The organism is Halarsenatibacter silvermanii, assembly GCF_900103135.1.
Lineage (GTDB): Bacteria > Bacillota > Halanaerobiia > Halanaerobiales > Halarsenatibacteraceae > Halarsenatibacter > Halarsenatibacter silvermanii.
The window spans coordinates 76127-98110 of the sequence record NZ_FNGO01000010.1 but is presented as its reverse complement, the minus strand read 5'-3'; the positions used below and the strand labels follow the sequence as shown (position 1 = coordinate 98110).

General features: G+C 42.5%; 27 protein-coding genes, 2 tRNA genes and 1 riboswitch. Of the genes, 6 read left to right on the top strand and 23 right to left on the bottom strand.

Annotated features, from left to right (window positions below):
• The 8 genes from BLT15_RS07070 to BLT15_RS07035 form a co-directional block, all read right to left on the bottom strand.
• On the bottom strand, positions 1 to 405 hold a 405-nt coding region (locus BLT15_RS07070; protein WP_143423034.1), incomplete at its 3' end, for a DUF1670 domain-containing protein.
• 98 nt (positions 406 to 503) lie between these two features.
• Positions 504 to 710 carry a hypothetical protein gene (locus BLT15_RS07065; protein WP_089760126.1) on the bottom strand — a complete coding sequence of 69 codons (207 nt, stop codon included), beginning with the start codon at positions 708 to 710 and terminating at the stop codon, positions 504 to 506.
• Position 711: 1 nt separating this feature from the next.
• On the bottom strand, positions 712 to 807 hold the full coding sequence (locus BLT15_RS13820; RefSeq protein WP_089760125.1) for a hypothetical protein: 96 nt from the start codon (positions 805 to 807) through the stop codon (positions 712 to 714).
• A 31-nt stretch (positions 808 to 838) separates the two neighbouring features.
• The gene (locus BLT15_RS07055) at positions 839 to 1366 is read right to left on the bottom strand and encodes a putative HNHc nuclease (RefSeq protein ID WP_089760122.1); all 528 of its coding nucleotides are present in this window, start codon (positions 1364 to 1366) and stop codon (positions 839 to 841) included.
• Positions 1367 to 1369: 3 nt separating this feature from the next.
• Positions 1370 to 2035, bottom strand: coding sequence for an ERF family protein (locus BLT15_RS07050; RefSeq protein ID WP_089760120.1), 666 nt, complete (start codon positions 2033 to 2035; stop codon positions 1370 to 1372).
• The gene (locus BLT15_RS07045; RefSeq protein ID WP_089760118.1) at positions 2036 to 2329 is read right to left on the bottom strand and encodes a hypothetical protein; all 294 of its coding nucleotides are present in this window, start codon (positions 2327 to 2329) and stop codon (positions 2036 to 2038) included. It lies immediately after the preceding gene.
• An 11-nt stretch (positions 2330 to 2340) separates the two neighbouring features.
• Positions 2341 to 3432 carry a RecB family exonuclease gene (locus BLT15_RS07040; RefSeq protein WP_089760116.1) on the bottom strand — a complete coding sequence of 364 codons (1092 nt, stop codon included), beginning with the start codon at positions 3430 to 3432 and terminating at the stop codon, positions 2341 to 2343.
• 98 nt (positions 3433 to 3530) lie between these two features.
• Positions 3531 to 3878, bottom strand: a complete 348-nt coding sequence (locus BLT15_RS07035) for a helix-turn-helix domain-containing protein (protein WP_089760114.1) — start codon at positions 3876 to 3878, stop codon at positions 3531 to 3533.
• 352 nt (positions 3879 to 4230) lie between these two features.
• Here BLT15_RS07035 and BLT15_RS07030 point away from each other — a divergent pair, with 352 nt between their 5' ends.
• From BLT15_RS07030 to BLT15_RS07020, 3 genes are read left to right on the top strand one after another with little or no spacing between them, the layout of a single operon-like run.
• Positions 4231 to 4650, top strand: a complete 420-nt coding sequence (locus BLT15_RS07030) for a helix-turn-helix domain-containing protein (protein WP_200769714.1) — start codon at positions 4231 to 4233, stop codon at positions 4648 to 4650.
• 21 nt (positions 4651 to 4671) lie between these two features.
• Positions 4672 to 4899 carry a hypothetical protein gene (locus tag BLT15_RS07025; protein ID WP_089760112.1) on the top strand — a complete coding sequence of 76 codons (228 nt, stop codon included), beginning with the start codon at positions 4672 to 4674 and terminating at the stop codon, positions 4897 to 4899.
• A 31-nt stretch (positions 4900 to 4930) separates the two neighbouring features.
• A complete protein-coding gene (locus BLT15_RS07020) occupies positions 4931 to 6034 on the top strand; it encodes a site-specific integrase (RefSeq protein ID WP_089760110.1) in 1104 nt (367 codons plus the stop codon).
• 117 nt (positions 6035 to 6151) lie between these two features.
• On the opposite strand, the gene BLT15_RS07015 is transcribed toward BLT15_RS07020, so the two are convergent.
• Positions 6152 to 6228 (bottom strand) — tRNA-Arg (locus BLT15_RS07015).
• Between the two features lie 168 nt (positions 6229 to 6396).
• Here BLT15_RS07015 and BLT15_RS07010 point away from each other — a divergent pair.
• Positions 6397 to 6507, top strand: a complete 111-nt coding sequence (locus BLT15_RS07010; protein ID WP_089760108.1) for a redoxin domain-containing protein — start codon at positions 6397 to 6399, stop codon at positions 6505 to 6507.
• A 172-nt stretch (positions 6508 to 6679) separates the two neighbouring features.
• A complete protein-coding gene (locus BLT15_RS07005; protein ID WP_089760106.1) occupies positions 6680 to 7789 on the top strand; it encodes a hypothetical protein in 1110 nt (369 codons plus the stop codon).
• A 132-nt stretch (positions 7790 to 7921) separates the two neighbouring features.
• On the opposite strand, the gene BLT15_RS07000 is transcribed toward BLT15_RS07005, so the two are convergent.
• From BLT15_RS07000 to BLT15_RS06955, 10 genes are all read right to left on the bottom strand, one after another.
• Entirely contained in the window at positions 7922 to 8701 is a 780-nt protein-coding gene (locus tag BLT15_RS07000) for a 2-keto-4-pentenoate hydratase (RefSeq protein WP_159429851.1), read from the bottom strand.
• Between the two features lie 5 nt (positions 8702 to 8706).
• On the bottom strand, positions 8707 to 9207 hold the full coding sequence (locus tag BLT15_RS06995; RefSeq protein ID WP_089760100.1) for a C-GCAxxG-C-C family protein: 501 nt from the start codon (positions 9205 to 9207) through the stop codon (positions 8707 to 8709).
• 49 nt (positions 9208 to 9256) lie between these two features.
• On the bottom strand, positions 9257 to 10432 hold the full coding sequence (gene gbsB, locus BLT15_RS06990; RefSeq protein WP_089760098.1) for a choline dehydrogenase: 1176 nt from the start codon (positions 10430 to 10432) through the stop codon (positions 9257 to 9259).
• 182 nt (positions 10433 to 10614) lie between these two features.
• Positions 10615 to 11709 carry an FAD:protein FMN transferase gene (locus BLT15_RS06985; protein WP_089760096.1) on the bottom strand — a complete coding sequence of 365 codons (1095 nt, stop codon included), beginning with the start codon at positions 11707 to 11709 and terminating at the stop codon, positions 10615 to 10617.
• A 23-nt stretch (positions 11710 to 11732) separates the two neighbouring features.
• A complete protein-coding gene (locus BLT15_RS06980; protein ID WP_159429850.1) occupies positions 11733 to 12620 on the bottom strand; it encodes a class I SAM-dependent DNA methyltransferase in 888 nt (295 codons plus the stop codon).
• A 23-nt stretch (positions 12621 to 12643) separates the two neighbouring features.
• Complete coding sequence (yihA, locus tag BLT15_RS06975; RefSeq protein WP_089760091.1) at positions 12644 to 13228, bottom strand: ribosome biogenesis GTP-binding protein YihA/YsxC; 585 nt, start codon at positions 13226 to 13228, stop codon at positions 12644 to 12646.
• A gap of 138 nt (positions 13229 to 13366) precedes the next feature.
• On the bottom strand, positions 13367 to 14620 hold the full coding sequence (clpX, locus tag BLT15_RS06970) for an ATP-dependent Clp protease ATP-binding subunit ClpX (RefSeq protein ID WP_089760089.1): 1254 nt from the start codon (positions 14618 to 14620) through the stop codon (positions 13367 to 13369).
• Positions 14621 to 14643: 23 nt separating this feature from the next.
• Positions 14644 to 15240, bottom strand: coding sequence for an ATP-dependent Clp endopeptidase proteolytic subunit ClpP (clpP, locus tag BLT15_RS06965; RefSeq protein ID WP_089760086.1), 597 nt, complete (start codon positions 15238 to 15240; stop codon positions 14644 to 14646).
• A gap of 47 nt (positions 15241 to 15287) precedes the next feature.
• Positions 15288 to 16580: a trigger factor gene (gene tig, locus BLT15_RS06960; RefSeq protein ID WP_089760084.1), complete on the bottom strand. Its 1293-nt coding sequence runs from the start codon at positions 16578 to 16580 to the stop codon at positions 15288 to 15290.
• Positions 16581 to 16690: 110 nt separating this feature from the next.
• Positions 16691 to 16777: transfer RNA gene (locus tag BLT15_RS06955), tRNA-Leu, on the bottom strand.
• A gap of 161 nt (positions 16778 to 16938) precedes the next feature.
• Positions 16939 to 17045: riboswitch (TPP riboswitch) on the top strand.
• A gap of 43 nt (positions 17046 to 17088) precedes the next feature.
• Here BLT15_RS06955 and thiT point away from each other — a divergent pair.
• A complete protein-coding gene (gene thiT, locus BLT15_RS06950) occupies positions 17089 to 17634 on the top strand; it encodes an energy-coupled thiamine transporter ThiT (protein WP_089760081.1) in 546 nt (181 codons plus the stop codon).
• A 65-nt stretch (positions 17635 to 17699) separates the two neighbouring features.
• Here thiT and ndk read toward each other — a convergent pair whose 3' ends face one another.
• The 4 genes from ndk to BLT15_RS06930 are packed head-to-tail and all read right to left on the bottom strand — an operon-like array spanning position 17700 to position 21974.
• Entirely contained in the window at positions 17700 to 18119 is a 420-nt protein-coding gene (gene ndk, locus BLT15_RS06945; RefSeq protein ID WP_089760079.1) for a nucleoside-diphosphate kinase, read from the bottom strand.
• A 57-nt stretch (positions 18120 to 18176) separates the two neighbouring features.
• Entirely contained in the window at positions 18177 to 19685 is a 1509-nt protein-coding gene (locus BLT15_RS06940; RefSeq protein WP_089760145.1) for a glycosyltransferase, read from the bottom strand.
• 8 nt (positions 19686 to 19693) lie between these two features.
• Entirely contained in the window at positions 19694 to 20671 is a 978-nt protein-coding gene (locus BLT15_RS06935; RefSeq protein ID WP_089760077.1) for a carbohydrate kinase family protein, read from the bottom strand.
• A 28-nt stretch (positions 20672 to 20699) separates the two neighbouring features.
• On the bottom strand, positions 20700 to 21974 hold the full coding sequence (locus BLT15_RS06930; protein WP_089760074.1) for a DUF401 family protein: 1275 nt from the start codon (positions 21972 to 21974) through the stop codon (positions 20700 to 20702).
• Positions 21975 to 21984 lie beyond the last annotated feature (10 nt).

Here is a 21984-nt window from a genome sequence, read left to right as displayed (position 1 = left end):
GACTTCCAGGATATCCGCCAGATCCTCCTGGGTAAGTAATCCGTCCTGCTCTAAGGCTTCATTGGTCATACGCAGTATCTTGGACTGTCTGAGGCTGGTTTTACCTTCCTTACGGTAAAGGTCTTTATCCTCTTTTTGGATGTCTTTAGTCAGCGTAACGTTGACTTTGGGAAGTTCTTCTAATCTGGGGCCATGCTTTGCATCCTTGGAGATTACCGTCCTGACTATTTTACCTCTGTCAGCCTGATGAGAGGGTTCATAATTTTCCAGTTCATATATCTCATTTGCAGTCTTCACGATTGATTCCGATTCACGTGGTGAAAGTTCAAACTCATTTTCCAGGATATATTTCAGCTGTTTGTCACGATTTTTAACTTCGACTCTCTGTTGGCTTGTTTTTGCCATGGTTTTTTGTCCTCCCTTAGACTTAATACTATATTATAGCTGCTATGATGTCCAGCAGCTTAGGGGGAGGACAAATGTCCGCATTTTTATTTAACATTTTATATCCCCCTCTTTTTTCCAAAATAATGATCTTCTAAGGCTGAATGTATAACGCCCATCATGACATCTTCCAGCGGCAGCTGTCCTTTTTCCACTATCATATTCATAGCCGTTAACTCTTTAACCGGCTCCGGGCAATCCCGGCAAAAAGTTTCGACAAAAAGCCTCTCGGTATCGTCCTTTAGTGAATCCAAAATTTCTTCCATTTTAATTCCTCCTTACAGGTTTTATACGATATTTTTCAATAAAAGTTTCCCGACCTATATTATGAGCCTCGCTGTGGTGTGTCCGACAGAGCGGCATAATTAAGTTCTCAGCGTCGTCGACCTTATCCCTATCCCCCCATACCTATAGCGTCGTAGTGATGTATTTCGGCCTTCTCGCCGCATACAGCGCATATCTTCTTATCGATACAAACATACATATATTTTTCAATATCGTCTAAACTATCGGCCGGGTGATCGCTTAAACTTATCCCATTTTCAAAACAATAACCTATAAGGAATTCTATAAAATCCCCCGCCAGTTCCCTGTCACAATCAGACAGGGAAAACATCTCGGATCCGCTCTCGGCCGTAAAGATCTTTTTCATCTCTCGTTTAATACTCTCGACGCCCTGCCCGGTGTATTCATCGATATCTTTTAAGACGGCGTAAATCTTTTTGCGCTGCTCGCCGGATATCTGGCCCAGCTCTTTAACTCGGCCGGCCGCGTTGATATTGATATCCACTTCAAGAGGCCGGTCTATAAAGTTATGGACCTGCTCTAATACCTCGCGCCGGGCGTCCTTCTCAACATAGACCGTTATTTTTAGCCCTTCTTTAAGCGTATTAATCTGCAGTCCGCTGGCGGGGAATTTCATAATTTAAGCCCCCTTCTTCATTATTCTCTGTTTTAAAAGTGCCGCCAAACTCTGGTATTCTTCCTGCGTGAGATCCTCTAATTTTTCTTTGCCCATTGCCTTAATTTCCTTACCGAGATAATTCATATCGTCTTGATCCAGTACACTCCCGTTATTCGCGGCGGTATTTTTCAGACCGTTTATGCGCGCTGTTCTTACATCATCGCCGGCCGATTTTTTCTTATTTTTAGCTGGCTTTTTCGTCTTTTTTTCAGCCTTTTTAGCCGTCCCGTTATTGTGTTTATTTGTATAATCTGCGTCCTTGTTATCGTCAATTGAGAAAAGACCATTTAACGCGTACTTCCGGGCGTAACTGCTTGCCGCCCCGGTTATCTGACTATCGTCCATACCCTTTTTATCTTTAGCCTCGCGGGCAAAGGCGGTGGTTTCGTAAGTTTCGCCTTCCTCGGTATCGATAAGCCGGGCGGTTGCCTTAATATAATATCTCTCGCCAACCTGCACTATCTCGTCGCTGATTGAAAGGGCCAGCCCCCGCTGGTTTAAAAGAGGTTTCGCGGCCTCTAAAATATCCTCGCAGGACCGATAATTATAACCGCCGAATTTATTGAACTGTGATTTTGGAGCTTTTAATTCGGCCTGGATTTTCTGCAACTTTTCATAAATTTTCATTTACATCGCCTCCTCAAAATAATTTATTTGTTCGGCCAGCTTATAACACTCGGTCACTTCCGCCTCGCAAACCTTAACCGGGCAATCAGAACAGATAATCGATTTCTTAAATTCCTCGGCGTTTATTTCTCCCACTAACTTTTCCGCCAACTTTTTCAAATAAAACCAGTCAACCTGTCTTTCCAATACCGTCCAATAGTCGGGCATTTTCAGCTCCCGTGCCATTTCCCGTCGGGCCTCACCTTTTTTACCTGCCATTTTCAGTAAATTTTCTACATATTCCGGAGTTTGCATTATCACCCCTCCTAAAACGGCACATAAAATTCTTCGTCTTTTTCGGCCTCGTCAACCGTATCTGGCTTATAATTTTTTAGCCTTTCCAGTTTGCCGTCCCGGGACAGTTTATAAAAATATTCTCTGGGGCTGCCGCGGAAATCTTTTGTGACCGCGAAGATATACTCGCCGATAATATTGTAATATCGTATATACTTTTTAACCGCCCTCTGGGGGTTTACGCTCGGATCAAAATCCCACTCGCCGCCCTCGCCGAAAGTAATCGGCAATTCGTTGACCTCGCCCATGAGGAGCGCCGGGCCGCTGTAGAGTTCGGTGTATAATTCATCGGCCGGATCCTTAACCCCGATACAGACAGACTTAAAATCGCACCAGGAGCAATGCATACCGGGCTTTTTGAAAAACTTACCGGTAATAATATCCGCTGTTATATTTTCGACTTTCTTCTCGTAACTTTCGCGGTCAAAACCTTCTCTAAAATGCCAGTTAATTTTCGGCGTTTTTTGTTTTAACAAAACGCAAAAGGCCGCGGCCTCTACCTCACCGCCCCCGGGCAGATTAAATACTTTTTCGGCCGCGATCATATAATTGGTAAGCTGATCTGAAAGTAACACTTTCTCATCACCGTAACGCCGGCCGGAGGTTTTAAAATCTATTAAGGCTGTAACGATCTCGCCTTTATGATTTGCAACATCGGCCACAAGATCGGCGTAACCTATGAAATCGACCCCGGCTATTTTATATTTCATCTTTCTTTCAACATCGTGGACTTTAACTATCCGCCCCAGCTCCTCCTCGTAAAACATCTCGATGAGAGCCTGTCCGGTGTTTTTTAGTTTTTCAAAATTATCGTATCGGCCGAATTCCAGTTCTGCCTCGTTTTCTTTTTCCCATTTTTTTGAAAAGTGGTTCCCATAATAACCGGCGTCTTTAAGTTTGCCCTCGTCCTTATCCAGTATCATATCGGCCAGGGTTTCGTGTATCGCCGAGCCAAAAGATAAATTTGCCGAACGCGTAAAAGGCCGCAGCCGGTTAATATAATAATACTCGTACTGCTGGCCGCAGGTTTCGTATCGATTAATCTGCGAGTGTGAACATCTCATTTTAAATTCCCCCTAACTTTATAAAAATCACCGTTCAAAAATATAATTAGTTGATAGAATAGATCATAAGAATAATTTGCAACTAACTATTTACTAATTTAAACCTCATACTTTTTTTCTGGATTTAAACTATTTTTAAATTGTAGGATATCTGCTGATAACTCATCACCTGCTGGCCTTTGCCAGTTTCCCCTGGAATCTCTCAACCACTCTATTATCTGTTCTCGTGGAAAAATAAATTTCCCGCTGAATTTTTTGTGAGGAATTTTTCCTTCCCTACAATTCCTTCTTATAGTATCAACATGACAACCAATCATTTCAGCCATTTCTTGTGTATTAAAAACCGGTTTCTCATCTGTTATAAATTCTTCCTGGCCTCCATTATTCATATTTTCTAATTTACTTTCTATCCTTAGTAATGTTTCCAACATTTTTTGCTCTACCATTTTATTCCACTCCTTTTTAGTTTCCCAAATTAATAGTTTCTAATTTTGTGTAATTATTAGCCAAAAAAAACATTATTATTTTATAGCAGTTAAATTTCCATGATTCTTCATCTCCTCTCTTATTCTTGCTATAAAGCAGCTTAAAGCTTTTATTGTATAACTTTAAAACTCCTATATATATTTTAACTTACTTGTAGCATACCATATTTTCAAGTTTTTGTGAAGTAATAATTTCAAATAATGTAGAACTATTTTTGCTGTTATTTTTAATTTGCTGTCTTGACTTTTATTATATTGTGAAGTATACTATTTACAGTACTTTCAATAAAATGAAAGGGAGCGTGGAAAGAGGGTGTCAAAAGTGGAAAATAATATTTTTTCTAAACGTCTTAAAAAATTAAGAAAAGAACAGAATTTATCGCAGAAAGAGTTAGGCAAGATTACAGGAATTACTAACTCTACAATCAGCTCTTATGAAAATGGACAACGTTCCCCGGGCAAAAATAAACTCAAAAAATTTGCCGAGACATTTGATGTATCAGTTGATTATTTAATAGGATTGACTGATATCAAAGCTAATGCAAGCGATCTTACAGAAGGCCATGATAGAATTGAAAAGGCCATATCAAATCATCCAAAATTAGTTGAATATTTTGAGGAATTGCGGAAGAGAGATTCCTTGCAAAAATTATTTGAACAAACTAAAAATCTTTCGGACAACGAAATCGAAAAAATTATCAGAGTGATTAAAGCCATTGATGAGACCGAGTAATTAATGAAGGGGGGGCAGTTTATGTCATTTGTAGCCCGAGAAGGGGAGAAGATTTTTGCCAATTTAGGCGAAAGCATTTTTGGCATGATCTACATATCTCCTAATAATAACTATATAATTTTAAATGAAAATCTTTCACAAGTTATAAAAGAAGAAGCTTTTGATTACTGGACAGAATATTTAGAATTTTTCTCGCCACAACATTCTTTTCTGTTTGATGAAAATTTTCAGGCTTTTGATTTGAAATAAACGAAAAATTTAAAAGGAAGGGAGAAGAAATATGGCCCATTTAATAAAAAGAGGGCCCAAAAAATGGCAAGTCAGAATAGAGAGTGGAAGAGATCCAGAGACGGGAAAGCGTAAACGGATCTATAGAACTGTTAATGGAACAAAAAAAGAAGCCGAAAAAGTCATGGCCGAAATGATTAAGGGTGGCTACCAGGAAGGTGGAAATGTAAAACTTAAAAAATACTTAGTTGATTGGTTTGAAGATTATCGCTCGAATGTAAAGCATAATACAGCCAGGTTATATAAAGGGATAATTTATAATCATTTAATCCCCAGTTTAGGAGAATTAAGGCTGAATGAAATTAAACCGATGCATATCTTAGAATACCAAAACCAAAAATTATCAAAGGGGAGTATAGGAGATTCTGGAGGATTATCCAATAGAACCGTAGAATCACACCACCGCTTACTTTCTATGGCTTTAAAACACGCTGTAAGCCCATATGGACTTATTGAAAGCAACCCTTGTCAGTCGATAAAAGCTCCCACACCTTCTAGCGATACTAATCCTCTTAGCAGAGCAGAAGTCGAAAAATTTTTGGAATCTATCGAAGGCGAAATGCTTTATACCGCCTATTATCTGCTTTTAAATACCGGAATGCGAAGAAGTGAATTCACCGGATTAAAATGTAAGGATATAAGTTTTGAAAGGCAAATTATCGAAGTTGAGCGTACCGGCCAGATGGTGGGAGGAGAATTTAAATATCAAGGATTGAAAAATAAATCATCCAGAAGGCAAATAGCTTTGGCAGATGAAACTGCTAAAATTTTAAAGAAATATAAAAAGAAAAACGCTGCTTTCGCAGGCGGAGAGGATCCTATATTTATAACCCCGGACGGTCTAGCTTTAAGGCCGGACTATTTGACTCAAAAATTTAAGTCTATATGCAGGGACCTAAATATGGGCGAATACAAATTGCATGATTTAAGGCACACTCATGCAACCTGGCTTTTAGAAGCCGGTATAAATCCTAAAGTAGTTCAGGAAAGATTAGGACATGCAAGAGTGGAAACTACTCTAAATATATACTCACATGTTTCTATAAACGAGCAGAAAAAAGCCGTACAAAAATTACACAACCAAACGAATTTATAAGGCTAAAAAGCAATTTTTTCAATTTTCGGGTGCAGAATGGGTGCAGGACAAAAATTCGAAGGCCCCGGGCATAAACTCCCGGGGCCTTTTAATCGTTGTTATATCAATAAAAAGAGATGGTGGGACTAGCAGGACTTGAACCTGCGACCTGCAGATTAGGAATCTGCCGCTCTGTCCAGCTGAGCTATAGCCCCTCAAAAAATAATTATTTTTCTACACGACTATTTTATCATAAACATATTACCTTTACAAACATATCTTCAAACACACACCCAGGCACAGCAGCTGGAATAAATTGTTTTTATCAGCTGATATTGCTATAATGGAAACAGAATTAGTCAGGAGAGTTATTAAATCAAAAGATGCTGCAGAGAGTTCTGGTATCTTTTTATCCTCTGGCCTGGACCAGTGTCTGCAAAAATCAGATGGTCGATCTCGAGAATAATTTTCAAAAACTCCAGCAAAAAAAGTAGTTCCACTGGAGATTAGCATTGAACATCAGCCCAGCAATCAGGTATGGTCAGAAAAATTGGATCTGAAAAACATGCGAAGGAAATATTGAATTTATAAAATTTATCAGCTGGGAGAGAAGCCTGATATAAAAGAATTGCTATATCTGGCTAAGGACTGAGGGGAGGGAAATTAATGGATTCATATCTGCAGCGGCTGCTTGCAGGAGACGGTCATGAGAAAGAAAAATTTCTGCAGAGACTTAAGGATGACAAAAACTGGAGCGCGGTCAGTTTTATCGATGAACTTCTGCCGGTATTGCTTTTCGAGGCCAATCTCACCTATGGTAACTTTCACCAGGTCAAAATGGCAGTGTTTCTGAGAAGCCTGGCCAGAAAGAATAAGCTCAGCCGGGCAAGTGAGCTGGCTGTGTTGAATCTGTTCCTTACTGAAGTCAGAGAAAGAAACTGGCTGGATGTTAGGGCTGAGAATAAATATTTTAGCCAGTCTGTTGATGAGCCTGTCAGGATGATGCTGGAAGAGCTGGCGGAAAAAAATGCTCATAATGCTTTTTATTATGCGCTTCAGGCTTATGAAGAAAAAGCTGATTATCTGCAGGATCTGCTGCTTTCTCTGGGAGGAGTATACGGCCCCGAAAATTTAGGGCACAGCCTCAGCTGCTTTTTTCCCGTATTCGAGGAGCTGGTAAACACCAGACACCCGGCGGCGGAAAGTGCCATTTTATCACATTTGCTGTACTTAAATAGATACGAAATCCCCCCGGATTTTGCTCCAGATGATTACGCTTTAGATTCTTTGCCTGAAAATGCAATGCGCAGAGCAGCTTCAGGTCAGGGCATAATCAATCTTCATCACATGATCACCCTGGTAATATATCGCCTCTGGGAAAGGGCCAGTTTTCACTCCGATAATTTTCCTTTGCCCTACAAAATTTATTATCATAAGAGAATTGAAGATAAGGCGATAAGTCAGGAACGTCTGGAAAGGGTGAAAGAGGACATAAATCTTAAGCTGCCGGAAAACTTTGCCGATTTCTATGAATGTTTTTCTTATGAAGATGTAGAATACACTACCAAAATGATAAGAGGTCTGGCTGAGAAAAACCTATCCCGGCTGCAGGACTGGATAATACGCCTTTATGCCCTGAATTATGATAAAGAAAAATGGAATCCTCATTACTATACCGGTATTTATCTGGCTCTGCGTTTAAAAGAAGAAGATATTTTGGAGGACAGATTGGCCGGAGAGATGGCTCTGGACCAGGCTGTAGAATATTATCTTTAAACAGAAAAGAAAACGACACACAACCTGTCCCCATAAACTTTTCTCCGGGGACAGGTTGTGTGTCTTTATTCATTAGGCAGGGCAGATCTCCGGCAAAATTCTTCCTGTAAAAACAAAAGTTTTCTAGATAGATTAAAAAGCTGCTGTAACCCTACCTATATCTCCTATTTCTGCTTCCCAAAATTCTCCTTGTTTTATTTTATAAGCTGCAACAGGGGAGCCTGATAGTACGAGCTCTCCCGCCTTTAAACCCTCATCAAATTCAGACATCTTATTAACCAGCCAGGCAACTGAACCGGCTGGATGTCCGAAAACTTCTGCTCCGGCCGCTGTGTCCTGCAGTTTGCCATCACAGGTCAATATCAGACCGGTTGTGCGCAGATCAATATCATCCGGATCGGCAGCGCCATTTCCTATGATCACCAGACCACAGGAAGCATTATCTGCTATGGTGTCCTGAATCTCAATATTCCAATCCCTGATTCTGCTGTCAATAATCTCAAAGACTGGAACTACTCTGTAGGTATGCTGCAGTACATCTCTAAAATTAACCCCGGGACCGGAAATATCTCTATCCATGATGAAAGCTATCTCAGCCTCAATTTTGGGCTGGATTAAATTGTGCTCACGAAGGCCTAACTTTTTTTCAGCCGTTAGCAAACTTTCAGATATGAAACCAAAATCCGGCTCAGTCACGCCAAAATTATCCTGCATTACTCGGGATGTCAAACCAATTTTGCGACCCTTTAACTCTTCAGTTTTCAGTATCTCTCCCCTGTTGATATTTTGTATATCATAGGCATCCTGAATGGTCATTTCCGGATATTCATTGGTGAGAGGCGGGATAGGATCGCCTGTTTTTTTAGCTTCTTCAAGCCTCTCAGCCAGCTCTCTTTTGATGCTTGAGTCCATGTCGGTCATTCGCCCCCCTTCAGATCATCCCACTTTATTATTAATTTAGCAGCCTTCCGGGCTGCCCTTCCACAACGATCAGCACACTCATTCCAGCCATCCCGATCAAGCCATTCCTCTCTCTGCTCATCATCCCTCAAATCATAACCAATAATATCATAGCAGTTCAAACTTTCATTATCTTCTTCGAAAAACTCATAAAATTCCTGAGCCGGTTTATAGGAGGAAGTAAGGCTTTCCAGCCGGGACATATTTTCAAGATCAACTCCATGTTTCATTCCTATACCGATTATACCGCCGACTAAAGCCCCACACAAAGAATTGCGCCGGGTGCCTCCAGCAAAGGGAGCTAGTGCCTTTACCAGCTCAGAATTTATCTCTCCATTAAGAAATTTTTCCTGCAGAGCCAGATTTACCGCCTGAGAACAGGCCATAGTGCGTTTTTCAGCCAGATTATTCCGCGCCGCATTTTCAACCTCATCCAAAATTTTTTCTTCCTGATTCATCAATTTTGTCCTCCTCCAAAGAAAGGATAAAGAATATTTTCAACAGCAATTATTTTCTCTTTAAAGCTTTATGATAAATTTCTTTATAACTATTTTTATCCACGTCACGAGGATTGCCCACCGTCTGCGGATCATCTTCAGCGGCCTGAGCCAGCTCTGGTATTTCATCTCTGGTAATACCCAGCTCTCTCAAAGACGGAATCCCTATATCCTCAACCAGTCCTCTGATCGCTTCTATTCCGGCAATTGCAGCTTCCTTATTTGTAAGATCCCAGACATTTTCTTCCATGGCTTCAGCTATGCGGCTGAATTTTTCCGGGCGGCCCAACCAGTTATACTCCATTACTGGAGCCAGCAAAGCCCCGACTGCTGCTCCATGTCTTATTTCCGGTTTAATGCCTGCCAGACTCTGGGCCATGGCGTGAACTGCTCCAGCACTCTCGCTGCCGTAAGAAAGCCCGGCCAGAGTGGCCGCCTGAGCCATATAATATCTGGCCTCCAGATCCTGAGAATTGGCTGTGGCCCGCCTCAGATATTTGGCACAGTATTCTATTGCCAGCAAAGCCACAGAATCAGTCAGAGGCTGAGCATAATGGGAAGTATAGCATTCTATGGCGTGGCAGAGGGCATCCATTCCTGTTTCTGCCGTTATAAAAGCCGGCATCGATACGTGCAGTTCAGGATCGACTATGGCAACCTGAGGGGCTATCAATGGTCCTCCCACATTGTATTTGATCTCTCTTTCATGATCGGTTATTACAGCCCACATGGTTACCTCGCTGCCTGTACCTGCCGTGGTTGGTAGAGCTATAAGGGAAGTTATTCTCCTCTGGAGAGGTTTTTGCCCGAATTCATATTCTTTAATAGATCCGCCATGCTGATCTAAAACCCCTATACCTTTGGCAGTATCGATCGAGCTTCCACCTCCCAGCGCTATCAGCCCATCACAACCTTTCTCCTGAAAAATATCACAACCCTGATCTACTGTTTCTATATCCGGGTTGGCTTCCACTTCAGAATAAACTTCAAACTCGATGTTCTTTTCTTCAAGCAGACAGGTTATTTTTTCCAGCAACCCGGCTTCGATAATTCCTTCGTCGGTAACGATCAGAGGTTTGGTCACTTCCTCCTGTTCTAAAGCAGGTACAAGTTCCTTCCGACAGCCCACTCCTGTGATAATCCTGGTAGGCATCTCAAAACTTTTGATCCTGTGGATATCCAGCATATTTTGCCCCCTAAAATTTATATTTAATAATGATAATAAAAAGATGCTTCTATCTTAAATATTTCTGTAAAAATTTTTATTTTCCTCTGCCAATTAAAAAAACAGCCGCAGGGGGGCGAGACTGCCTGCGGCCGACTGTAATTTAGATAAAAAAAGCACCGTAATTTTTAAACTAAGTCTATCTATATTTCTTCCATATCGACCATTTCAAACTCTTCATCGAAAAGCTCCAGCCTGTCTCGAACCCCGCTGGTAGCAAAAACATCCAGATTTTCACTGATAAAAACTGCTTCCATATTTTCGGTCTCTTCAACAAATTCAAGCCCATCCATACCTCTGACCAGCACTCCTGTAGAATAGGCATCAGCTTTAATAGGATCATCGGTAACTATCGTGGTACTTATAATTTCGTGCACGGTTGGATAACCGGTTTCAGGATCTATAATATGATGGTATTCTTCTCCATCCTCTTCGAAATACCTCTCATAGTCTCCTGAAGTAACCACAGCTTCGGAAGTTTCAAGCTCTTCTTCATCTACATCCACAGCTGCCATAACCTCCCCTCTGTCCGAGCGGGGGTGCTGAATTCCGATCCGCCAGGGGGTTTCATCAGGTTTCATTCCCATAAGCGTAATATTGCCGCCGAGATTCACAAAAGCACTATCGATATTGTTATCTTTGAGCACCTGCCTGGCCTCAACAGAGGCATATCCTTTAGCTATCGCTCCCAGATCAAGTCGCATTCCTTCCTCAGCCAGGCTCACCTGGTTGTTATTTTCCTGCATTTCTATTTTATTATAATCAACAAAATCCAGAGTTTCCCTCACTTCCTCCTCATCTGGAACTGAAGGCCCTTCTTCACTGCCCCAGCCCCAAAGCAGGGTAAGAGCACCGATGGAAGGATCAAAACTGCCCTCCAGCTCACGGGCATAATGGATTGAATCCTCCAGAATTTCATAGGTTTTTCTGCTGACCTCCACAGACTCTTTTCCGGCCTGTTGATTTACTGCCGATATTTCGCTGTCTTCATCGTATATGCTGAGTTTTCTATCTATCTCCTGCAATCTCTCAAAAACCTGATCGACCGCGGTTTTGCCCTCCTCCTCGCTGGCAGCATATACCCTGATGGTGTTTACAGTGTCGAGATAAATCCCGGTGTCCTCATACTCAACCAGATCGGTATCGACTGTCTCATCCTCCTGCTGCATGAAAAATCCAAACCCGATTAACAGTAAAATAATTAAAACTGATATACCTGATAAAATTTTATTGCTCATATTTTCGGCCTCCCTGTTTCTATTTAGAAAAAAAGATGTTTTAATTTACACATCTTCCAGCGCAGATAAGCATTTAAATATCCCGGAGGAGAAAGCCCGGGAGGTTTGTGAGAACTGGCCATGAAGTGAACACGAAAACTATCCTCCCTGCCTTTTTTCAGTTTGGGAGTTTCATAAAGTTCAATCCAATCAAAACCGCTTTTATGCAGCAAAGATTTTACTTCTTCCAGCGGAAATGCCTTCTCCTCATGCTGCTCATAGATTATTTCTTCTCGATCATCAATATTTATCGTCAGCTCCACCCTCCAGATATCTTCTTCTTTTATAACTTCATCCTGCCACTGACAGAAAAAATCGTGTCCATAAAAATTGGAAACTCCCTCTTCGATACTTTGCAGCCTGGAACAGGTGTTATAATCAAAAATAAATACTCCATCATCTTTCAGATGATCATAAACTCCCTTAAAAACACTTTCCAATCCGTCCTTACCGGTGATATAATTTATGCTGTCGAATATAGAATATATAAAATCAAACTCTCGGGCAAGTTTCAGTTCTCTTATATCCTGTTGGACCAGCAGAAAATTATCATTCATAGATGCCAGTTTCTCCCGGGCCTGGGCCAGCATATATTCTGATCTGTCCACCCCAATGATAAAATCACTTTTTGTATTTTCTCCAGGATAACCGAGAAATCTTTTCATTACCTCCCCCGTACCGCAGGCCAGCTCCAGTATATTTTCCGGATCTTCAAAACCGTGATACCTGTAAAGAAAATTGAGATAATCATACCAGAGATCGTAAGGGACAGCAGACATTACCTCATCATAAATTTCAGCGAAAACTTCGTAGTTATTCGCTGAAGACAATTTTGAATCCGGGCGAAATTCGGGGGGCTGCTTTTCTGGCAAAATTCTCTCCTCCCAATACATTCTTAAGAAATTCCTGTCACCTCTTTAATAAAGGTTTCCAGTCTCTTTTTACCCTGTCTTTTGCGCGCCGAGGTTAACAGGACCTTTTCCAGAGAAATTCCCATTCTGTCAGCTATCATTTTCCGCTGAGGTTTAAGACGACTCTTTTTTAATTTGTCGCATTTGGTGGCAGCTATCAAAAAATTGAGTTCGGCCGAAGCAAGCCAGTCCATCATCAAATAATCATCTTCGCTGGGTTCATGACGAGCATCAACAATTTGAATTATCCCTTTAAGATTTTTCCGATGATGAAGATAATCCTCGATCAGATAAGCCCATTTTTCCTGTTCCTCTGCAGGCACGCCTGCGTAACCGTAACCAGGAAGATCCACCAGACAGAAGCGATCGTCGATCCTATAAAAGTTTATGCTTTTGGTGCGTCCTGGCTTTTTGCTGATCCGGGCCAGTTTTTTACGGCCCAAAAGCATGTTTATCAGAGAAGACTTGCCGACATTTGACCGCCCGGAAAAAGCCACTTCCGGAAAAGTATGGCGAGGAAATTGATCAGGCTGATGAGCACCTCTGACAAATTCAGCTCTATCAAACATGATTATATCACCTGCTTCCAGCTGACATTGTAGAATAAAAATTGCAAAAGAAAATCGAAAAGGGGAATAATTACAGCCCACCTCAACTGAGGTAAACTGCTCATATCCCCCTGGTAATCATCTATTTTTTTGACTGAATTAGGCGGTCTCTTCTCTGCTGCCTTCGGTGATCAATTCCGGGTCCTCATCGTCTTCTACTACTTCTTTGGTAATTATACATTTGCTGATATCCTGGTAGGAAGGAAGTTCGTACATGACATCCAGAATAGCATTTTCTACCACGGAACGAAGTCCCCGAGCACCGCTGTTGCGATCGAGAGCTTTTTCGGAGATAGACATCAAAGCTTCATCGGTGAACTCCAGTTCCACATCATCCATGGCAAAAAACTTCTTGTACTGCTTAACCAGTGCATTTCTGGGAGTAGTCAGAATCTCTACCAGATCCTCTTCGATCAGCTCATCCAGGGTGACCAGTACCGGCATACGGCCTATAAATTCAGGAATCAAACCGTAATGAAGCAGATCCTGAGGCAGAACATGCTTTAATGTTTCACCTATATTTTCTTTTTCATCCTGGGTTTCAATTTCAGCCCCAAAACCGAGAGATTTTTCTTTTATGCGATTTTCAATCATGTCATCAAGACCATCAAATGAGCCACCAGCTATAAAAAGAATGTTGGACGTATCAATCTGTATAAATTCCTGATGTGGGTGCTTTCTACCGCCCTGGGGCGGGACACTGGCAGTAGTGCCTTCTAAGATTTTCAAAAGAGCCTGCTGAACACCCTCTCCGGAAACGTCCCTGGTTATGGAAGGGTTTTCGGATTTGCGGGCTATTTTGTCTATTTCATCGACGTAAATTATGCCTTTCTCGGCCTTTTCCACGTCATAATCAGCTGCCTGGATCAATTTCAGCAGAATATTTTCAACGTCCTCCCCCACATAACCGGCTTCGGTTAAAGAGGTAGCATCAGTAATAGCAAAGGGTACATCTAGAATTCGGGCCAGAGTTTGTGCCAGAAGAGTTTTCCCGCAACCCGTTGGCCCTATCATCATGATATTGCTTTTTTCCAATTCTACATCATCTATTTTCATATCCGAATTTACGCGCTTGTAATGATTATAAACTGCAACTGAGAGAGTCTTTTTGGCTCTTTCCTGGCCCACAACGTATTCATCAAGAATTTCTTTTATCTCCCCGGGATTGGGCAGGTTCTTCAGATCGAGATCCATATCTTCATCTAACTCTTCTTCAATTATTTCGTTGCAGAGATCTATACATTCATCGCATATATATACTCCGGGACCGGCGACAAGCTTCTGCACCTGCTCCTGACTTTTGCCGCAAAAAGAGCATTTCAGCTTGCCCTTTTCTTCTCCAAATTTAAACATTCAATCACCTCACTGTTTAAAAACTACTTATCCTGCAGCTCGCTTCTTGTTATAATATCGTCGATAATGCCATAGTTTTTAGCTTCTTCAGCGTCCATGAAATAATCTCTTTCAACATCTTCTTCTATTTCTTCCACGGTTTTCTCGGTGTGTTCACTGAGAATTTCGTTGAGAATTTCTCTTATTCTCAGAAGTTCTTCCACATGAACTTCGGCCTCACTGGCTTTGCCCTGAATGCCTCCAGCAGGTTGATGAATCATAACCCGGGAATAAGGAAGGCCATGTCTTTTACCCTCGGATCCAGCAGCCAGAAGAAGAGCACCTGCACTGGCAGCCTGCCCCATGCAGATAGTAACAACATCAGGCTTTATATACTGCATAGTGTCATACATGGCCAAAGCTGCTGTCACCGAGCCTCCAGGACTGTTGATATAGAGATAAATATCTTTGTCCGGGTCTTCTCCTTCCAGAAAAAGCATCTGTGCTATAACAGTATTTGCCACTTCATCTGTTACATGAGATCCCAGAAAAATAATTCTATCCTTGAGAAGGCGGGAGTAAATATCGTAGGAACGTTCACCTCGCCTGGTTTGTTCAACCACCATTGGAACTAAATTCATTAAGACACCTCCTGCATGTCTTCATATAAATTCTTCTTAATACCATTTTAATTGTTTTCGAGTAGGAAATCAATAGTTTTTTCCATCCTCAAACCCTGTTCCAGATCAGCCAGCTGGCCCTGCATCTGCAAAAACTGCTTGACCTGCTCGGGTTCCTGCTCTCCCTGTTCAGCTATTTCGTCAATCTTATCCTCTATTTCATCTTCGCTGACTTCAATCTCTTCAGCGGCAGCAATGGCTTCGAGTACAAGGTTCTGTTTGGCCCGCTCACGGGCATCTTCTCTATTTTCCTGACGCCATTCATCCTCATTCATATCCTGATATTCAAAAAATTCTTCTACATCGACCCCCTGTGACTGCAGATTTTGTATCATCTGCTGAAACATCCGATCTAATTCTTCGTCGACAAGCTGCTCGGGCACTTCAACTTCGGATTCTGCGGTTACCTTCTCGATTATCTCGTTTTCAGCAGCCGCCCGTGATCGCTGTTCTTTTTGCTCTTTGAGATTATTTTTGATCTCTTCTTTCATTTCAGAAAGAGTTTCATAATCGCCGGATTCCCGGGCAAACTCATCATTCAGTTCAGGAACATCTTTTTCTTTAATCTCCTTAATAATAACTTCAAACATTGCCTGTTCTCCTGCGAGATCTTCGGCTTCATAATCTTCCGGAAAAGTAATATTTACCTCGTGCACTTTATCCTCGTCAACTTCTTTCCCAATCAGCTTTTCCTCAAAACCGGGCACAAATTCTCCCGATCCTATTTCAAGAATGTATTCTTCGGCCTGACCTCCCGGGAAAGTTTCTCCATCAATATATCCCGTGAAATCTATGACCACGTGATCGCCTTCCTGAACCAGAGTTCCGTCAGAACTTACCAGCTGGCTCTGCTGCTCCTGCATCTGCTCCAGAGTTTTTTCTACCTCTTCTTCGGTGACTTCAGCCTCCTCCATATCTATATCGAAATCGGTATATTCACCGAGTTCAACTTCCGGTTTCACTTCAACTTCAGCGGTAAATGAACCCTCTTCATCTTTGGCAATATGGTAATCCTCAATATCGGGTTGATCGATAGGTTCAATTTCAGCTTCTTCCACCGCCTGCGAATACTGACCGGGAATCAATATGTCAAGAGCATCCTTATAAAGCACCTCTTCTCCAAACTTTGACTCCAGAACTTTTCTGGGAACTTTACCCTGGCGAAAACCGGGAATATCCACTTCATCCACAACTTTTTCGTATGCTCTATCCAGCGCGTTATTTACAGCTTCTTTTTCTATCCTGACATTTAACCTGACTTTATTGCCTTCCAGCTCTTCTCTCTCCACTTTTTTGACCATAAAATTAAGCCCTCCTTACATATGATAAATCAAAAACAAGTATTTATAAACAATTCCCCGACCTGGGACCCTGCCCGGTTCGGGGAGGTAGAATGGGCAATGTAATAAAATGGTGCGGAGGGAGGGATTCGAACCCTCACAGGGCAAACCCCACTAGATCCTAAATCTAGCGCGTCTGCCAGTTCCGCCACCTCCGCACAATATTCACTATTATACCATACTAAAACCAGTATAATGTTAGCACATAACTTATTTTATGTCAAGACCGACTAAAAAGTCGGATTCGGCTTTCAGGTAAAGGAATTTTTGCTATAGTCTCGAAATGTGAAGATAGAGTGCTTAAAAATATATTTTCGCAAATTAAATACCGGGGAGCCTCGCTCGGAGGCTGAGAGGATGCACTGCATCGACCCGCATAACCTGATCCTGGTAATGCAGGCGCAGGGAATTATTAAATCCTCCTCCAGTATTCCGAAAGCCAGATCCCCGGATAGGGAGGAGTTTTTTGATGAACACGACCAGAACAAGAATAATGGCTGAAGCTGCTGTAGCTGCATCTTTATCAACGGTATTAAGCTTCATAACTCTCTGGAGAATGCCTCAGGGTGGTTCGGTAAATCTGGAGATGCTGCCAATTCTTTTTGTGGCCTTTCGTCATGGGGGCGGAGCTGGAATTATCACCGGCTTAATCCACGGCCTGCTACAGCTGATCACCGGTCCTTATATAGTTCATCCGGCTCAGCTTATACTGGATTATCCTCTGGCCTATATGATGGTGGGAATCGCCGGTATCTTGCCAGTCTTTTCAGAGTTAGGTAAAATAAAATTTGGCAGATTGCTTTTTGCCCTGGGGCTGGGAGGAGGAGGTAGACTTCTGTCTCACATTCTGGCCGGCGCAATATTTTTCGCAGAATTCGCTCCGGAAAACCAGAATCCCTGGATATACTCCTTTATTTACAACCTATCTCATCTGCTGCCGGCACTTATAATCTCAGTCATGGTCATTATTCTGCTCTTCAAGCAAAACAGCGAATTATTCCTTCAGAACACCTGATAAACGCCCGCAGAACCTAAATAATGCCCGGTTCTGCGGGCAAATTTAGTTTTTAAGAACGTGATTTAGCTGTATTCAGGGAAAAATAATTCTATTTCTCTTTTTGCAGACTCAGCTGAGTCGGAAGCATGCATTATATTATCGGGTTCCATGTGATGGGCATAATCACCGCGAATAGTGCCCGGGACGGCTTCAGCTGGATCAGTAGAGCCCATAATAGTTCGAACCCGCTTGATCACATTATCTTTCCCGCTCAATATCATAGCTACTATCGGCTCACCGGCAAAACCTCCCACGATACTTTCGTAAAAATCCTTGCCTTTATGTTCCTTATAAAGTTCGGCCAGAACCTCTCGCGGGAAACAATCCAGCTTCATTCTTTCGATGTTGAAATTTGCTTTCTCCAGGCGAGATATGATCTCTCCCACAAGCTGTCTTTTCACGGCTTCAGGCTTCAACAGAACCAGAGTTTCAGATTTGGACAATTTTAATAGCCTCCTTCAGCATACTCTAATAATTATTTTGTATGATTATTAGCAGAATTAATCCATTGGATAAACATCTTTAAGCAGCTCAATCAGCTCATTCTCTTCACCAGAATCAAAAAAATATGCGGGGACTTTTTCAAAATTCTTCGGAAGATAACGGTCGGGTTGAGCTAAAATACTGCTAAGGCGTTCCAGATATCTGGCAGCGGTGGCCTCCCAGGTGTATTTATTTTCCACTCTTTTCTGACCCGCTCTATGATAATACTGCCAGTCATCTTCGGAATTGACTATTTCGAGCAGTCCTCTGGAGATATCTTCAGGATCCTCGGGGTTTACGAGAACTCCGTAATCCTGGTCGTCTTCATAAAGAATCTCTTCCGGCCCTCCATTTTCTGTTGCCACCACCGGCAGGCCCGAAGCCATGGCTTCGATCGGCGCCAGACCAAATGGCTCATGGAAGGAAACCAGAGCAAAAATAGACTTTTTTTCAGCCAGAACTCTATAACAGGAAGCCAGTTCCTGCTGGCTGGCCAGAGAAAACATACTCACTTTACCTTCTAAATCATTGTTTCTGATTATTCCCATTATTTCATCCAGAATCTTTTTTTCATCTTCATCAGCCTGATCGTAACCGGCAAAAGGATTATCTATACCGCGCAGAGTCATAACCAGGTTGACTTCTTCCTGCAGCTCGGGACTTGCGGCAAAAGCTTTAACCAGGCCGGCATGGTTCTTCTTGGCATCAAGACGGCTGGCCGCTATCACTGCAGGCTTATCTTCCCTCCCTGAATCCAGATCTCGTTTCAATTTTTTCTCAATACGCTGCTTAATTTCGTGATCTTTGGAGTCTTTTTCAGAATGAAAAACATCCAGATTTACGCCGGGAGGAACCACGGAAAAGCTGTCATCATCTTCAATATCCACCACATCATCGTAGGCGGGATGTGTGTACTGTGTTTTTCGTTCCTGCTCGGTCGAGACAAAAATCGTGGCAGAGTTGTTCATACTTAATCTTTCCGCGGCAATTCTAAGATGAAAATTGAAACGGTCGAGCATTTCTTCGAGATTTTCACTGCTAACATTGAGTTTATCCATTTTTTGAGCTCCCAGCGAGTGTCCTGTGAATGTAAAGGGAATTTGCTTCCTCTCAAAAAGCATTGCACCTGCCAGTCCCCCGTCTCCATAATGAGTGGTGGCAATGTCCGGAAACTCGCCTTCTTCATCATAAAAATGCTCTATACCATCAACATAATCAATAATATGAGGCCATAACTGCTCCTTGTTGAGAAATGCATCTCCTCCGAAGGGTATTCTTACAATTCTCACCCGATCACTGCGAGGATATTTCTCAATCCTCTCGGAAAACTCAGGCCAGTCAGTATCTTTGATTCTGCGGGTCAGAATATCAACTCTGACTCCGTGTGATTCTGCCAGAGCCAGGGCTACTTCTTTGACGTAAACCAGCTGACCACCAAAATCGGGATGTTCAGTCCAATAGCTATCTCCGGGATCAAAATTTCCCTGCGGATTTAAAAAAGCTATCAGCTGCGGTTTTTTTGCCATTATTTTTTTCACTCCCCGGCATCGATCTCATATTTTTTTTTGATCTCCTCCAGATCAGCAGCCTCCAAAGGAGCACCGGTCATTTTTAATGCTTCAGCTGCCAGCGCATTTCCACATTGTATAGAAGCAGAGAGCTTTTTTCCCCCGATCAGTCCGGCATAAAAACCCGACCAAAAAGCATCTCCCGCTCCGGTGGTATCTTTGACTTCCTCAGCAAGGGAAGGGTAATATTTCTGCTCCTCCCCGGTCGAAGCCAGCAATCCATCAGCCCCTAGAGTAAGTATAACCAAATCCGCACCTGCATTATGAAACATCCGGATGTATTCCTCGCGGCTGGCCGGTCCGAATAGGGCCCGGGCATCATCCAGAGAAGGCTTAACGATATTAACCTTTTTCAGAAGTTCTTTTATGTACTCGTGTCCGGGATTATCTCCCTCCCAGAGTTGAGGACGGTAATTCGGATCCAGCGATAAAATCTTCCCCTGATCTCTGGCGATTCTCATCACTTTGTCCAGAGCTCGTCTACTCTTTGCTGCAGAGATAGCAAAGGTCGATATGTGAACCAGTCCAGATCTTCTGATCAGTTCTGAATCTATATCTCCAGGTTTGAGACATTTTTCCGCTCCACGATAGGCCAGAAATTCCGGAGATTCTTTGCTCTGAGTTATTAAAATAATCGAGGTATTCTCCTGCCTATCACGTCTGATGCCCTTTATTTCGACTTCGCCCTTCTTTAATATATCAAGCAGAAAATCGCCGAGACCATCTTCACCCACCCTGCTGATAAGAGATGTTTTAGGACCGAGGCTCCTGACATTAAGGGCTATATTGGCAGGAGAGCCACCAAAATGCCGCCCAAATCTTTCAGCCCGGGCTAAACCTCCGGTCTCCTGCTCAGCTATCAGGTCGACCAAAAGTTCACCAACGGCGAGCAGATCGACCTCGGACTCTGGAATTTCCATCCCGGCTTCAAATTTGAATTTCATCGGAATACCCCCAGTTTTCTCCCAAAACTTATATTGCCATCCAGAACCAGTATATAACCCCCAGCAGAAGCACTCCTGCAGCTGAACTACCCATGGGTAAAAGTATATGTTTATAATAACTTTTGAGCGTCGTATTATAATACTTTACGGTCATGATATTGCACATATGAAAAGGAGACATCATATAACCAAAGTAACTGGTGCTGAAAATTATCATATGCCAGAGAGGGAAAGCATTACTCCCGGAAAAAACCGACAAAACCACCGGATAGGAAATACCGATAGCACCGACGTGATTGCCTGTCAGCAATCCAACTACAAAGGGAACTATCAGAGCGAGAAGTAGAGGAGATATACCTGCTTCCAGAAAGAATTCTGTAAAGTTTTCCACTCCCTCTGAATTTTCTATAAAGGCTCTAAAAATCATGATACCAAATATACCATAGGCCAGATCGAGGTTGAAACCATTTTTGATCATGCTCAGTTTAAAGTTTTCCCTTTTTAGCAGTGCTACCAGAACAATGCCAATCAACAGTGAGAGCACAAAGTCTATTCCCAGCAAAATTGGTGGCAGCAGCACGACCAGATAGGGAAGAAAAGCGTTGATCAATTTTTTGCGGGAAGGAGAAGAATCGCCTGTAGCCTCAGCTTCTTTTTGATCCGCAGAAGAATCCGCGGCGTTTTTTTCCATCTCTTCTCTGCCGGCTCCAGCCCTTCCGTAATAGATCCATCCTATGACAATCATAAATCCGACTATCGGAAGATGCATGGCTGCTATTGTAAGCAGATCAATCCCTGATAAAGAAGAGGCCAGAATTAAACTGGGGATGTATGGGAATGAAAAATACCAGAGATGCCGAAAATAAATGTTAAGAGATGTCAGCTCGGCCCCATCCAATTTCATCTTTTCACCCAAAGGCTCAATCATCGGGGCGGAAAATATGGCTCCTCCCGGAATGGGCAGCACTCCTATCAATGATGGGATCGTTACAATGGATAGATAGGCACTATTGAGGTAATTTGTCACTACGGCGATCAAATCCTTCAGCATACTCATCTCTTTCATCATATAGGCAAAAATAGTGACCAGGCTGACCAGAGCAACCAGCTGCAGGGTCATAGGGTCATATACCCCTTCCAGAAAAGTCGACCCCAGCTGCTGAAAATTATAGGAAAAATCCTCAGTTGCGGTCAAACCAACCAGCAAAGACCCAATCAGCATGGCTGTACCCAGGCTTCTTTGCTGTGAAAGCAAAAATACGACCAGTAAAAAGGCAGCAAATGTTCCCGTAATAGAGATCAATTTATATTTC